The sequence below is a fragment of the Aeromonas sp. FDAARGOS 1406 genome, assembly GCF_019048565.1.
Classification (GTDB): Bacteria; Pseudomonadota; Gammaproteobacteria; order Enterobacterales; family Aeromonadaceae; genus Aeromonas; species Aeromonas caviae.
The window spans coordinates 3,095,433-3,109,178 of the sequence record NZ_CP077378.1; the positions used below are offsets into that span (position 1 = coordinate 3,095,433).

Sequence of the window (13,746 nt, forward strand, 5' to 3'; positions counted from 1 at the left end):
AGAGTGCGGATATTGCCCTGCGAGCCGAGGAGGCCTTCTGCCACCGGCTCGCCCAACAGAAGGAGCGCGTCATGTGGCTAGCTGCCATGCAGTTGATTTCGGGTCGTACCTGGCAGGATAACCGGGAGCGGATCGCCGCCGAGCTGGCGAGTCTGCCCGGGGAGCGCCCCTTGCTGGTGCTGCTGCCGGAAAACTTCGCCCTCTTTGGCGAGCGGCAGGGGTATCTGGACGGGGCAGAGCCATTGGGAAATGGCCCAATCCAGCAGCAACTCTCTGATTGGGCCAAATCCCACGGCATCTGGCTGGTGGCCGGGGCCATGCCCACCGCCATCGCCGGTGCCGACCACATCCACACCAGTACCCTGGTGTTCGATCCCGACGGCGCGCTCAAGGGGCACTACCACAAGATCCACCTGTTCGACGTGGACGTGGCGGACAATCACGGCCGCTACCGGGAGTCGGAGACCTTCAGCCCGGGTGATCAGCCTGTGCTGGTGGACTCCCCCTTTGGTCCCCTCGGCCTTTCTATCTGTTATGATCTGCGCTTTCCCGAGCTGTACCGCCAGTTGGCCCGGGCCGGTGCCCGGGTGCTGCTGGTGCCTGCCGCCTTTACCGCCGTCACCGGCGAGGCGCACTGGGAGCCCCTGTTGCGGGCCCGTGCCATCGAGAACCAGTGCTACGTGGTGGCCGCCAACCAGGGGGGCACCCACGAGACGGGGCGCCAGACCTGGGGCCACAGCATGGTGATCGACCCCTGGGGCCGGGTGCTGGCCTGTCGGGCGTCGGGGCAGGGCACCGTGCTGGCGCCGCTGGATGGGGCCCTGATCGATGAATTGAAACGCACCATGCCGGTGCTGCAACACGCCCGCCTGCTGTGAGCCCGCGGCCGTGGATTTAACCGTTACGACATCTCGCATGAGAGTGGAGAGAAAGATTTGAGTCTATTGAGCCAGGTTAGTGCCTCCCTGTTGGCCCCGAACGATCTCGACGAAGGGCGGCTGCAACAGCTGCTCGGCAGCCTGATGAGCCATCAGGTGGAGTTCGGCGACCTCTATTTCCAGCGCAGCTGGCACGAGTCCTGGATGCTGGAGGACGGCATCGTCAAGGATGGCAGCTACAACATCGATCAGGGGGTGGGGGTGCGCGCCGTCAGCGGCGAGAAGACCGGTTTCGCCTACTCGGACGAGCTGAGCCTGCTGGCGCTGCAACAGTCGGTGACTGCCGCTCGCGGCATCGCCGCCGCCGGTGCTCACGGCAAGGTAAAAGCATGGGCTCGCACCGAAGCAAACCTGCTCTACCCGGCGCTGGATCCCCTGCAGACCCTCGACAAGCAGCAGAAAATTGCCCTGCTGGAGCAGATGGACAAGTTCGCCAGAAGCCTGGATCCCGCCATCAATCAGGTGATGGCCTCCATCAGCGGGGTCTATGAAGAGATCCTGGTGGCCGCCACCGATGGCACCCTGGCCGCCGACGTGCGCCCCCTGGTGCGCCTCTCGGTGACCGTCATCGCCGAGAAGGGGGATCGCCGTGAGCGCGGCAGCGCGGGGGGCGGTGGCCGCTTCGGTTACGACCATTTCCTCGAGCTGGACGGGCTCGAGAGCCGGGCGTTTGGCTATGTGCGTGAAGCGGTGCGCCAGGCCCTGGTCAACCTGGAGGCCATCGATGCCCCGGCCGGCACCATGCCGGTGGTGCTCGGTGCCGGCTGGCCCGGCGTGCTGCTGCACGAGGCGGTGGGTCACGGTCTGGAAGGGGACTTCAACCGCAAGGGCTCCTCCGCCTTTGCCGGGCGCATCGGCGAGCAGGTGGCTTCCAAACACTGCACCATCGTCGATGACGGCACCCTGCCGGGTCGGCGCGGCTCCGTCTCCATCGATGACGAGGGGACGCCGGGGGGCTACAACGTGCTGATCGAGAACGGCATCCTCAAGGGTTACCTGCAGGACAAGCAGAATGCTCGCCTGATGGGGGTACCGCTCACCGGCAACGGCCGCCGCGAATCCTACGCCGCCCTGCCGATGCCGCGCATGACCAACACCTACATGCTGGCGGGTCAGTACGATCCAGCGGAGATCATCGCCTCGGTGAAGAAGGGCATTTATGCCCCCAACTTCGGTGGCGGCCAGGTGGACATCACCTCCGGCAAGTTCGTCTTCTCCGCCTCCGAGGCCTACCTCATCGAGGATGGCAAGATCACCGCGCCCATCAAGGGGGCGACCCTGATCGGCAACGGCCCCGAGGCGATGAGCCAAGTTTCCATGGTGGGCCGTGATCTCGCGCTGGATCGCGGGGTCGGGGTCTGCGGCAAGGAGGGGCAGAGCGTACCGGTCGGCGTCGGCCAGCCCACCCTCAAGCTGGATCAGCTCACCGTGGGCGGCACCCAGTAAGGTCACACACCTTTGTAAACCCCGGCCCGGCGCCGGGGTTTTTATTGGAACGCGCAAGCAATAAAAAGCCCCGGCAGGCGCCGGGGCTGGGAAAGGGGTCGGGTCAGTTGACCGAAATGGCGCGGGCGTCGATGAAGAAGCGGGCATGGCCGTGGTCATCCACCCTTATCTGGGCGAGCAGGCGATCCTTTCGCTTGAATTCCCATCCTGTCTTGATCCGGGTCAGCGCGGGGCTGGCGGCACCGACCACGTTCAGATACTCATGAAACAGGCTGTAGCTTCCAATCTCGGTCAGCATCTTTTCCATTTGCATATCTCCTCAAGTGATGGGGTCAGCACATGCCACGCTAGCGGCAACCTTCTGAACCCTGCCTGTACAAAAACCAGACTACCCCATCAAGATGAAGGCAATATGATCAGGCGCAAGATCAGGAGGGATTTGCACGAAAAATGACACCGTTTTCAATCAGGGCTGGCGCGGCACGGCGAGATGATCGAGGGCGGTAGATCCGGCATGGGTCGGCAAGGCGGCAGCGGGTTGTTCCATCACCTGGCCATGGAAGACGGGATCCTGAGCCACCTCCTTGACGCCGTTGATGCAGAACTGCATACCCATGCACACCAGCAGGAAACCCATGATGCGGGTCATGGCGTCGATGCCGGTGGCGCCGAGGATCTTGCAGACGGGATCCGCCAGCTTGAGCACACCCCAGCTGATCAGGCTCATCAGGGCGAAGGCGGTGACCATGGCGGCATAGATGACGACGCGATCGGCCTCGGCCGGTAACTCGGCGATCTGGGCCGCGCCGCTGATCACCAGCGCCATGGTACCGGGTCCGCACATGCTGGGCATGGTCAGGGGCACGAAGGCGATATTCTGGTTGGCCTCGACCCCGGCAGACTGGTTTGGCGAGGGGAACAGCATGCGAAAGCCGATGAAGGCGATGATGAGGCCACCGGCCAGGCGCAGGCCGGGAATGGAGATCCCGAACAGATCCAGGATGGAGGATCCGATGAAGAAGCTGACGCACAGGGTGGCGAACAGATAGAGGGCGGCCATGTTGATCTAGCGGCGGATGTGCTCGCGGGACATGCCCTTGCTCAGTCCCAGCAGCAGGGTGGCCGTGGTGGGCGGGTTGACCATGGGCAGCAGGGCCAGCAAGGCGAGAAAGACGACCTGGAAGAACATAGTGGACCTCGGGCAGATGGACGGATTGGGGTGAGCTGGCAGGTCCGCAGCGGACCGCCACCCGGTCGATGATATCCGCAAAGAACAAGCCCCGACAGTGCGGGGCTTGCTTGGGAAGGATCAGGCGGCCTGCGGGGTGGCCTGGCGTTGGCCGCGCTGGCGCAGCCAGAGCCAGATGCCGAGCACGAAACCGAGGGCGGCCTGGCTGACCACATAGTGGGAGGGGGCCAGCACGTCCTCCTTCATCCAGAGGGTGACCAGCATGGGGGTGAGGCCGCCGAAAATGGCGTAGGCCACGTTGTAGGAGAACGACAGCCCGGAGAAGCGCACCACCGGCGGGAAGGCATTGACCATGACGTAGGGCACGGCGCCGACGATGCCCACCGCAAAGCCCGCCAGCATGTAGAGGGGCACCAGCTGATCCGTGCCGGCTGCCAGGCTGTGGTAGAAGGTATAAGTGGCGCCGGCCAGCAGCAGGGAGCCCAGGATGAAGGTAGGACCGCTGCCGATGGCATCGATCAGGCGACCATAGACGATGCAGCCCAGGGTGAGGGCGACGATGGCCAGGGAGTTGGCGGTCAGGGCATCGGCCGGGCTGATGCCGTGGACCTTCTGCAGATAGGTCGGGGTCATCAGGATCACCACCACTATGCCGGCGGAGAGCAGCCAGGTCAGCAGCATGGAGACGACGACGCTGCCCTTGTGTTCACGCAGCACCGTCTTGAGGGGCAGCTCCTCGGCCAGGGACTTGTTGGCCTGCATCTCGGCGAAGACCGGAGTCTCGTGCAGCCAGCGGCGCAGGTACATGGCGACGATGCCGAACACGCCGCCGAGCACGAAGGCCAGACGCCAGCCCCAGTCGCTCACATCGCCCGGGCTCATGCCACGGTTGATGGCGGTCGCCACCAGGGAGCCGAGCAGGATGCCGGCGGTCAGCCCCGCGGTGAGGGTGCCGCAGGCGACACCGACCCGGCGGGCGGGCACATGTTCGGCCACGAAGACCCAGGCTCCGGGGACCTCCCCGCCGATGGCGGCCCCTTGCAGGATCCGCAGCAGCAGCAACAGCAGGGGGGCGGCGATGCCGAGCACGGCGTAGGTGGGCAACAGGCCGATCAGCAGGGTCGGCAAGGCCATCAGGATGATGCTGAGGGTGAACATCCGCTTGCGGCCGATGAGATCGCCAAAGTGGGCCATGATGATGCCCCCCAGGGGGCGGGCCAGGTAGCCGGCGGCGAAGATGCCGAAGGTCTGGAACTGGCGCAGCCACTCGGGAATGTCGGCCGGGAAGAAGAGCTCGCCGATGACCACGGCGAAGAAGACGAAGATGATGAAGTCGTAGAATTCGAGGGCGCCGCCCAGCGCCGCCAGGCTCAGGGTTTTGTAATCCTGTCGATTGAGGGGGCGACCGTGGTCGTGCGATGTGCTGACTTTACTCATATCCTTATGTTTCCCATCGTTTTTTTAGTTATTCTCCCCGGTGTGCTGCGGGGATACGCTCACCCACGAGGGTATGCTTTTGTGTCCCGCAATGTAAATCGCACAATTCGCAACACTGTCTTGCAGCACGGTGCGGCAAGTAGCTGGAGAGATCATGACGAAGAAAAAGGTACTGCTCTCCTGGAGCAGCGGAAAAGACAGCGCCTGGGCCTTGCATCGCCTGCGCCAGGATCCGGCCATCGAGGTGGTGGGGCTGTTCACCACCCTCAACCAGGCGTTCGAGCGGGTGGCCATGCACGGGGTGCGCAAGCAGTTGCTGCTGGCACAGGCTGAGTGTGTGGGCTTGCCGCTGACCACCATCGACCTGCCCTGGCCCTGCAGCAACGAGGAGTATGGGCGCATCATGACGGGCTTCATCGCCGATGTGCAGGCCAAGGGCATTCACCACATGGCGTTCGGGGATCTCTTTCTTGAGGATGTGCGCGCCTATCGGGAGCGGCAACTGGCGGGGACCGGCATCACGCCGCTCTTCCCGCTCTGGGGCAGCGACACGACCGAGCTGGCGCAGGCGATGATCGACGCCGGGCTCAAGGCCAGGGTCTGCACCCTGGATCCGGGCAAGCTGGACGCCGGGTTTGGTGGTCATGAATTCGGCCCGGCCTTCCTGGCTGCCCTGCCCGCCGGGGTGGATCCCTGCGGCGAGAACGGGGAATTTCACACCCTGGCCTGGGACGGCCCCATGTTCCTGCATCCCCTGCCCATCCGGGTGGGGGAAACGGTGCTGCGGGACGGCTTCGTCTTCACCGATCTGCTGGCGGAGGATCCCGAATGAGGGAAGACCCCCTCGGGTGAGAAAGGAAAGGGGCCGGCTCCGTGAGGAATCGGCCCCTTTGCGTTTGCCCCCTTCAGCGGGCGGCGAAGGTGTCGCAACTGGCGGGCTTGCCGCTGTCAAAACCGCGTTTGAACCAGGTGAGGCGCTGGGCCGAGGTGCCGTGGGTGAAGCTGTCGGGAACGACCCGGCCCTGACCCTGCTGCTGCAACCTGTCGTCGCCGATGGCCTGGGCGGCGTTGAGCGCCTCTTCCAGATCGCCGCGCTCCAGCACCTGCTCTTTTTCCATGTAGTGTCCCCAGACCCCGGCGAAGCAGTCCGCCTGGAGTTCGAGCTTGACCGACAACCGGTTCTGGGCGACCTGGCTCAGCCCCTGCTGCTGCTGGCGCACCTTGGTGGAGATACCGAGCAGGTTCTGCACGTGGTGGCCCACCTCGTGGGCGATCACATAGCCCTGGGCGAAGTCGCCGTCGGCCCCCAGCTTGTCGCGCATGTCCTGATAGAAGGAGAGATCGATGTAGACGGTGCTGTCGGCCGGACAGTAGAAGGGCCCCATCACCGACTGCCCCTGGCCGCAGCCGGTGCGGGTCGCACCGCGATAGAGCACCAGTCTGGGGGCCTGATAGTGATTGCCGCTTTGCTGGAACATCTCGCCCCAGGCGTCCTCCGTGGAGGCGAGCATCACCGAGGTGAAGCGGGCGAGGGGATCGTTTGCAGCCTGGGACGAGTTCTGACGCTGGGGCTGGCTCTGCGGGGCCGGATCCTGCAACAGGGGGCCGAGGTCCACGCCGTAGTACCCCGCCACCATGACCACCACCAGCAGGATAAGGCGCCCCTTGCCGCCGATGGGCAGGCCGCCACCTCCGTTGCCGCCGCCTTGCTGGCGTCGGTCTTCCACATTGTTGCTCTCACGGCGATCTTGCCAGCGCATATCCCCATACTCCCGTCATTGGTGGTGGCAGTAATGATAATGGCTGGCGCCGGGGCTTGCCTAATCGGCCCGGGTTATTCGGCCCAGGGCATCTCGGGCAGGCTGTCGAGAAACTTGCCGTAACGGACGAGGTTGAAGGGGCCCTGTTCGGCTTCCATGGCCATGAGTTCGGCGCCCAGGGCGCAGGCGATGTATTGCAGCGCCTCTTCCCGCGGAGTGCCCTTCATCACCAGGCGCATCAGGGTGGCTTTCACCTGGAGGGGGTGGCCGTCGGCGAGCTGGTTCTCCACCATCTCCAGTAGTGTCTCTTCATCAAAAAATTCGGGGGTATCGGTCATGGCCGTTCTCCTGCCTGTTCCATGGGGTGGGCAGTATAGCGGGGACGCGGCTCCCGGGGGCGAAAATATCGTCCGGGACTTGCCAAGGGGGCGGGGCGGGAGCAGTCTTGGACACTCTCTCTGCCGAACGAGCCCATGCCATGATCCTCTCCGAGCGCCTGGAACTGCGCGAACTGACCGTTGTCGATGCCCCCTTCATTCTCGAACTGCTCAACGATGGCGATTTTCACCGCTACATCGGCGATCGCGGGGTACGTACCCTGGCGGATGCCGAAAACTACATCCAGCAGGGGCCTGCGGTCAGTTATGCCCGCCACGGTCACGGACTCTATCTGGTGGTGCGGCGGGAAGACGGGGCCAGGCTCGGCATCTGCGGTCTGATCAAGCGCGATACCCTGCCCTGTGAAGACATCGGCTATGCTTTCCTGCCCGCCTGGCGTGGTCAGGGCTATGCCATCGAAGCCGCGCGGGCGGCCATGGCAGATGGCCGCGAACGGCTCGGGATCGAGCGGGTGGTCGCCATCGTCACCCCGGGCAATGAGCGCTCGGTCCGGCTACTCGCCAAGCTGGGGCTGAGTCAGGGTAAATGGGTCAGGTTGGGGGCCGGCGAGGAGGAGTGCCTGCTGCTGGAGGCGCCGGACAAGGAGACTTGTGGGGTCTAGCCACCGCTCTGGGAGCGGGGCCATGCAGACTATGACGTCAGGCAAGGAGGCCGCCGTGAGTTGCGGCCTGTCTGCATCGGGTGCTGCCGGTGGGCAGGCAAGGTCAGTTGAGCTCTTCGATGGAGAACTCGCCGGCGATGCCATCACAGGAGATGGCGAAGCCGCCGCTGAAGCGGGTGCTGAACTGGATCAGGAACGCATCGTCGTCGTGCTCTTGCACGGGCAGGTTGATGGGTTTGCTGCGACGCAGGGGTTTGCGGATCTGTACGTGTTTCATCATGGTATTTCTCTATATAAATTAAGTGTTTGCTCCTTGTATTGGCAAATGTCAGGTCAATGGGCGCGGTCAGCACGATGGCGGACGAGCGCGCAGGAATACCCAGCCCGGTTCAGGGGCGTCTGCACTTTCAAGGAAGGCGCCAAGGACCACGCGGATGCATGATGCTACTTGGGAGTGGGCAGATCGGGTCTGCACCGTGAGAGCCGGGCAACGCAGGCAGACAGCCTGAACGGTTCTCAAGGCGAGTAAATCAGAAGAAGGTTATGCGGGTACTGGCAGGATTCATCGTGAGGTGAAGCATTGCGAACATAATCAGGGCTGATTAACTAGCCGGCGCGCATTCTCTCCTCGAAATGTGTAAAAAGCAAACACTAATTGTGCGTTCACCCAGTCATTCCCTGTTTTTCACAGCCACGGGGATGACAAAAGGGCTCCCGAGGGAGCCCTTTTCATTGCCGGTCAGGGACGGGCTCAGGCGTCGCCGCAGGCCTTCTTGGCGGCGGTGATCATGGGGGTAATGGTCATGCCCTGTACCACGATGGAGAACATCACCACCGAGTAGGTCATCACCAGGATCACCTGGCGCAGATCGACGTTGTGTTCCGGGATCATCATGACACCGGATGGCAGTGCCAGGGCCATAGCCATGGCCAGGCCGCCACGCAGGCCGCCCCAGGTGAGGATGCGCACCGAGAAGGTGTTGTAGTTGCGGAACTTGCGGAACGCCACATAGGGCAGGGAGACGCTGATGAAGCGTGCAGCCAGGCAGAGCGGCACCGCGATGACCAGCAGGATCCAGTCGCGCCAGTCGAGGTCCAGCAGCACCAGTGCCAGACCGATCAGCAGGAACAGCAGGGCGTTGAGGAACTGATCCATCAACTCCCAGAAGTGATCCAGGTGGTGCTGGCTCTGCTCGGAGAAGCCGGAGTGACGGGTCCAGTTGCCGATCATGATGCCGGTCACCACCATGGCCAGGGCGCCGGAGACGCCGATCATGTTGGCGCAGGCGAAGCCCGCGGTCGGGATGCAGAGGGTCAGCAGCAGCTCCAGGGAGCCGTCGTCGGTGGCGCTGATCATCACGTGGGCGATGAGACCCAGCACGGCCCCGAACAGGATGCCGCCGAGAGCCTCATGCAGGAACAGACCGGCCACGCTGCCGAAGGTGGGCTCCACGCCGCCAAAGGCCACGGCAAACACGGTGGCGAAGATGACCAGACCGACACCGTCGTTGAACAGGGATTCCCCCTCGATCTGGATGGCGATCTGGGGTGGCGCCTTCATCTTCTTGACGATGGCCAGTACGGCGATGGGGTCGGTGGGGGAGATCAGGGCACCGAACAACATGCAGTAGACCAGCGGCACATCCCAGCCCAGCAGCTTGGCGATGAACCAGAAGCCGTAGCCGATGAGGAAGGTGGAGAGCAGGGTGGCGGCTATGGCCAGAATGGTGATTTCCCACTTCTGGCTACGCAACGCCTTGAGGTTGATGCCAAGGCCGCCGGCGAACAGCAGGAAGCCCAGGATCCCCTTCAACAGGAAGTTCTGGAAGTCGATGCTCTCCATGGTCTTGATGGCGAGAGGCTCCAGATTGAACCAACCCAGTTTGCCAAACAGCACCAGCAGCGCGGAGATCAGCATGGAGCCCGCAGTGATGGCGATGGTGGTCTGGATCTTCACAACATACTGGTTGGCAAAGGCGATGAAGATCGCCAACGCTGCCAGGAAGCAGAGTGTGTAGTAGACGCTCATAGTTATTTTTCTCTTTGGTAAACAGCAAGCACGTATCCCTCTTGAGGACGGGCATAGGGTACTCCCGGGTTAGATCATGCTCATTACCTATTTATGGTTATATTTAATCGTTGTCACGGACAGATAGACGGCTAGATTTCCATTTAATTTGATTGCTGCTAGGATGGGCATCACGCAGTTGCATGGATGTAAGGGGTACGAGCGGTGTCGAGCAGAGAGTCGAACAAGAAAGCGGATGTCACAACCAGGCTGGAAGCCTGTCTCAAGGAGCGGATCCTGATCATCGACGGGGCCATGGGCACCATGATCCAGGGTTACAAACTCGGTGAGGCGGACTATCGGGGGGAGCGGTTTGCCGACTGGCATACCGACATCAAGGGCAACAACGACCTGCTGGTGTTGAGCCGTCCCACCGTCATTCGCGAGATCCACGACCAGTATTGTGCCGCCGGGGCCGACATCCTCGAGACCAACACCTTCAACGCAACCCGCATCGCCATGGCGGACTACGAGATGGAAGCGCTCTCGGCCGAGATAAACCGGGAGGCGGCCCGCCTGGCCCGCGCCGTGGCGGACGAGTGGACAGCCAAGGACCCGGCCAAGCCGCGCTTTGTGGCGGGGGTCCTGGGTCCCACCAACCGTACCGCCTCCATCTCGCCGGACGTGAACGATCCGGGCAAGCGCAACGTCACCTATGACGAGCTGGTGGCCGCCTACACCGAATCGACCCACGCCCTGATCGAGGGCGGCGCCGACATCATCCTGATCGAGACCATCTTCGACACCCTCAACGCCAAGGCGGCCGCCTTCGCGGTGGACCTGGTGTTCGAGGAGCTGGGTTACAGCCTGCCGGTGATGATCTCCGGCACCATCACGGACGCCTCCGGTCGTACCCTCTCGGGCCAGACCACCGAGGCCTTCTATCACTCCCTTCGCCACGTCAAACCGGTCTCCTTCGGCCTCAACTGTGCGCTGGGGCCGGACGAGCTGCGCCAGTACGTGGAGGAGCTCTCCCGCATCAGCGAGACCCATGTCAGCGCCCACCCCAATGCCGGTCTACCCAATGCGTTTGGCGAGTACGATCTGGACGCGGTCGAGATGGCGGAGCATATCCGCGAGTGGGCCCAAAGCGGCTTCCTCAACCTGGTGGGCGGCTGCTGCGGCACCACCCCGACCCACATCCGCGCCATGGCGGACGCCGTGGCGGGCATCAAGCCCCGCGCCCTGCCGGATCTGCCGGTAGCCTGCCGGTTGTCGGGCCTGGAGCCTCTCATCATCACGGCGGACTCCATGTTCGTGAACGTGGGTGAGCGGACCAACGTCACCGGCTCGGCCAAGTTCAAGCGCTTGATAAAAGAGGGGCTCTACGACGAGGCCCTCGACGTCGCCAAGCAGCAGGTGGAAAACGGCGCCCAGATCATCGACATCAACATGGATGAGGGGATGCTGGATGCCGAGGCGGCCATGGTGCGCTTCCTGAACCTCATCGCCGGGGAACCGGACATCGCCCGGGTGCCGGTGATGATCGACTCCTCCAAGTGGGAGGTGCTGGAGGCGGGCCTCAAGTGCGTGCAGGGCAAGCCGGTGGTCAACTCCATCTCCATGAAGGAGGGGGAGGACAAATTCATCGAGCAGGCGAAACTGCTGCGTCGCTACGGCGCCGCCGTCATCGTCATGGCGTTCGACGAGGTGGGCCAGGCCGATACCCGGGCCCGCAAGTTCGAGATCTGCCAGCGCGCCTACCGCATTCTGGTGGACCGCGTCGGCTTCCCGCCGGAAGACATCATCTTCGACCCCAACATCTTCGCGGTGGCGACCGGCATCGACGAGCACAACAACTACGCGGTGGACTTCATCGAGGCGGTGAAGGACATCAAAACGCACCTGCCCCACGCCATGATCTCCGGCGGCGTCTCCAACGTCTCCTTCTCCTTCCGTGGCAACGAGCCGGTGCGCGAAGCCATCCACGCCGTCTTCCTCTACCACGCCATCAGGAACGGCATGGACATGGGGATCGTCAACGCGGGCCAGCTTGCCATCTACGAAGACATCCCGGTCGAGCTCAAAGAGAAGGTCGAGGCGGTGGTGCTGAACCTCAACGACAACGCCACCGAGGCGCTGCTGGCCATCGCAGAGAAGTATCGCGGCGCGGGTGCCCAGGCGGAGGATCCGCGGGATCAGGAGTGGCGTAGCTGGCCGGTGGGCAAGCGGCTCGAACACGCCCTGGTCAAGGGGATCACCGACTTTATCGAGGAGGATACCGAGGAGGCGCGCGCCCAGGCCGAGAAGCCGCTGCACGTCATCGAGGGGCCGCTGATGGATGGCATGAATGTGGTGGGCGATCTGTTCGGCGCCGGCAAGATGTTCCTGCCCCAGGTGGTGAAGTCGGCCCGGGTGATGAAGCGGGCGGTGGCCTACCTGCAACCCTACATCGAGGCGGAGAAGTCCGGCGGTTCCAGCAACGGCAAAATCGTGCTGGCCACCGTCAAGGGCGACGTGCACGACATCGGCAAGAACATCGTCGGGGTGGTGCTCCAGTGCAACAACTTCGAGATCGTGGATCTCGGGGTCATGGTCTCCTGCGAGACCATCCTCAAGACGGCCCGGGAAGTGAACGCCGACATCATCGGCCTGTCGGGCCTCATCACTCCGTCCTTGGACGAGATGGTGCACGTAGCAAAGGAGATGGAGCGTCAGGGGTTCAAGCTGCCGCTGCTCATCGGCGGTGCCACCACCTCCAAGGCCCACACCGCGGTGAAGATAGAGCAGAACTACTCCGAGCCCGTGGTCTATGTCTCCAACGCCTCCCGCGCCGTGGGGGTGGCCCAGAGCCTGCTGAGCCCGGAGCTCAAGCCCGCCTTCGTCGCCCGCATCGACAAGGAGTACGAGATTGCCCGGGATCAGCATGCCCGCAAGCAGCCGCGCTCCAAGCCGGTCTCCCTGGCCCATGCCCGCGCCAACCGCCATCAGCTGGACTGGGTGGGCTATGAGCCCCCGGCGCCCCGGGAGCCCGGCGTGCAGACCTTCGAAAACGTGCCCATCTCTGTGCTGCGCCCCTACATCGACTGGACGCCGTTTTTCCTGAGCTGGGAGCTGGCGGGCAAGTTCCCCCGCATCCTGGAAGATGAGGTGGTGGGGGAGGAAGCGACGCGCCTCTACGCCGACGCCAACGCCATGCTGGACCAGTTGGAGAAGGATCAGAGCGTGCGCTGTGCCGGCATCGTCGGCCTGTTCCCCGCCAACGCCGTGGGGGACAGCATCGAGGTCTACACCGACGAGACCCGCACCCAGGTGCGCAAGGTGCTGCACCACCTGCGCCAGCAGAGCGAGAAGCAGGGCTTCCCCAACTACTGTCTGGCGGACTATGTGGCGCCGAAGGAGAGCGGCAAGCCCGACTGGATCGGCGCCTTCGCGGTGACCGGCGGCATCGGCGAGGAGGCCATCGCCAAGGCCTACAAGGCGGACCACGACGACTACAACGCCATTCTCATCCAGGCGGTGTGCGATCGCCTCGCCGAGGCCTTTGCCGAATACCTCCACGAGCAGGTGCGCAAAGTGCACTGGGGCTATGCCCCGGACGAGGCGCTCAGCAACGAAGAGCTTATCCGCGAAAATTACCAGGGGATACGTCCGGCGCCGGGCTACCCGGCCTGCCCGGAGCACACCGAGAAGGGGAGCATCTGGGAGCTGCTGGGGGTGGAGCAGGCCATCGGTATGCAGCTCACCGAGTCCTACGCCATGTGGCCGGGGGCGGCGGTATCCGGCTGGTACTTCTCCCACCCCGAGAGCAAATACTTCGCCGTGGCCCAGATCCAGCAGGATCAGGTGGAAGACTACGCCATGCGCAAGGGGATGACCCTGGCAGAGGCCGAACGCTGGCTGGGGCCCAACCTGCATTGATCCCCGTCTGCCCCGCTTCACGCAGTGCGGGGCAGACGCCGGGTATG

11 protein-coding genes and 1 pseudogene are annotated in these 13,746 nt (G+C 63.7%); 5 read left to right on the forward strand and 7 right to left on the reverse strand.

What is annotated here, in order from left to right; genetic code table 11:
• The first annotated feature begins 71 nt into the window (after positions 1 to 71).
• Positions 72 to 878, forward strand: coding sequence for a carbon-nitrogen hydrolase family protein (locus I6L36_RS14605; RefSeq protein WP_109111814.1), 807 nt, complete (start codon positions 72 to 74; stop codon positions 876 to 878).
• A gap of 57 nt (positions 879 to 935) precedes the next feature.
• The gene (tldD, locus tag I6L36_RS14610) at positions 936 to 2,384 is read left to right on the forward strand and encodes a metalloprotease TldD (protein WP_161469776.1); all 1,449 of its coding nucleotides are present in this window, start codon (positions 936 to 938) and stop codon (positions 2,382 to 2,384) included.
• 103 nt (positions 2,385 to 2,487) lie between these two features.
• Here the strand turns inward: tldD and I6L36_RS14615 are convergent, their stop codons facing one another.
• From I6L36_RS14615 to I6L36_RS14625, 3 genes and pseudogenes are all read right to left on the reverse strand, one after another.
• On the reverse strand, positions 2,488 to 2,691 hold the full coding sequence (locus tag I6L36_RS14615; RefSeq protein WP_041212219.1) for a hypothetical protein: 204 nt from the start codon (positions 2,689 to 2,691) through the stop codon (positions 2,488 to 2,490).
• Positions 2,692 to 2,850: 159 nt separating this feature from the next.
• A pseudogene (locus I6L36_RS14620) lies at positions 2,851 to 3,573 on the reverse strand (MarC family NAAT transporter).
• Positions 3,574 to 3,693: 120 nt separating this feature from the next.
• Complete coding sequence (locus tag I6L36_RS14625; protein WP_109111812.1) at positions 3,694 to 5,010, reverse strand: MFS transporter; 1,317 nt, start codon at positions 5,008 to 5,010, stop codon at positions 3,694 to 3,696.
• Positions 5,011 to 5,164: 154 nt separating this feature from the next.
• On the opposite strand from I6L36_RS14625, the gene I6L36_RS14630 reads away from it, so the two are divergent.
• Positions 5,165 to 5,842, forward strand: a complete 678-nt coding sequence (locus tag I6L36_RS14630; RefSeq protein WP_109111811.1) for an ATP-binding protein — start codon at positions 5,165 to 5,167, stop codon at positions 5,840 to 5,842.
• 73 nt (positions 5,843 to 5,915) lie between these two features.
• Here I6L36_RS14630 and I6L36_RS14635 read toward each other — a convergent pair whose 3' ends face one another.
• Together I6L36_RS14635 and I6L36_RS14640 are read right to left on the reverse strand one after the other, a co-directional pair.
• Entirely contained in the window at positions 5,916 to 6,770 is an 855-nt protein-coding gene (locus I6L36_RS14635; RefSeq protein ID WP_109111810.1) for a neutral zinc metallopeptidase, read from the reverse strand.
• A gap of 74 nt (positions 6,771 to 6,844) precedes the next feature.
• On the reverse strand, positions 6,845 to 7,108 hold the full coding sequence (locus tag I6L36_RS14640) for a hypothetical protein (protein ID WP_109111809.1): 264 nt from the start codon (positions 7,106 to 7,108) through the stop codon (positions 6,845 to 6,847).
• A 140-nt stretch (positions 7,109 to 7,248) separates the two neighbouring features.
• Between I6L36_RS14640 and I6L36_RS14645 the strand changes: the two genes are divergently transcribed.
• On the forward strand, positions 7,249 to 7,770 hold the full coding sequence (locus I6L36_RS14645; RefSeq protein WP_109112529.1) for a GNAT family N-acetyltransferase: 522 nt from the start codon (positions 7,249 to 7,251) through the stop codon (positions 7,768 to 7,770).
• A 103-nt stretch (positions 7,771 to 7,873) separates the two neighbouring features.
• Here the strand turns inward: I6L36_RS14645 and I6L36_RS14650 are convergent, their stop codons facing one another.
• Together I6L36_RS14650 and I6L36_RS14655 are read right to left on the reverse strand one after the other, a co-directional pair.
• A complete protein-coding gene (locus I6L36_RS14650; RefSeq protein ID WP_010672653.1) occupies positions 7,874 to 8,050 on the reverse strand; it encodes a hypothetical protein in 177 nt (58 codons plus the stop codon).
• Between the two features lie 471 nt (positions 8,051 to 8,521).
• Positions 8,522 to 9,799, reverse strand: coding sequence for a sodium:proton antiporter (locus I6L36_RS14655; protein ID WP_109112530.1), 1,278 nt, complete (start codon positions 9,797 to 9,799; stop codon positions 8,522 to 8,524).
• A 204-nt stretch (positions 9,800 to 10,003) separates the two neighbouring features.
• Here I6L36_RS14655 and metH point away from each other — a divergent pair, with 204 nt between their 5' ends.
• The gene (metH, locus tag I6L36_RS14660) at positions 10,004 to 13,699 is read left to right on the forward strand and encodes a methionine synthase (RefSeq protein WP_109112531.1); all 3,696 of its coding nucleotides are present in this window, start codon (positions 10,004 to 10,006) and stop codon (positions 13,697 to 13,699) included.
• Positions 13,700 to 13,746 lie beyond the last annotated feature (47 nt).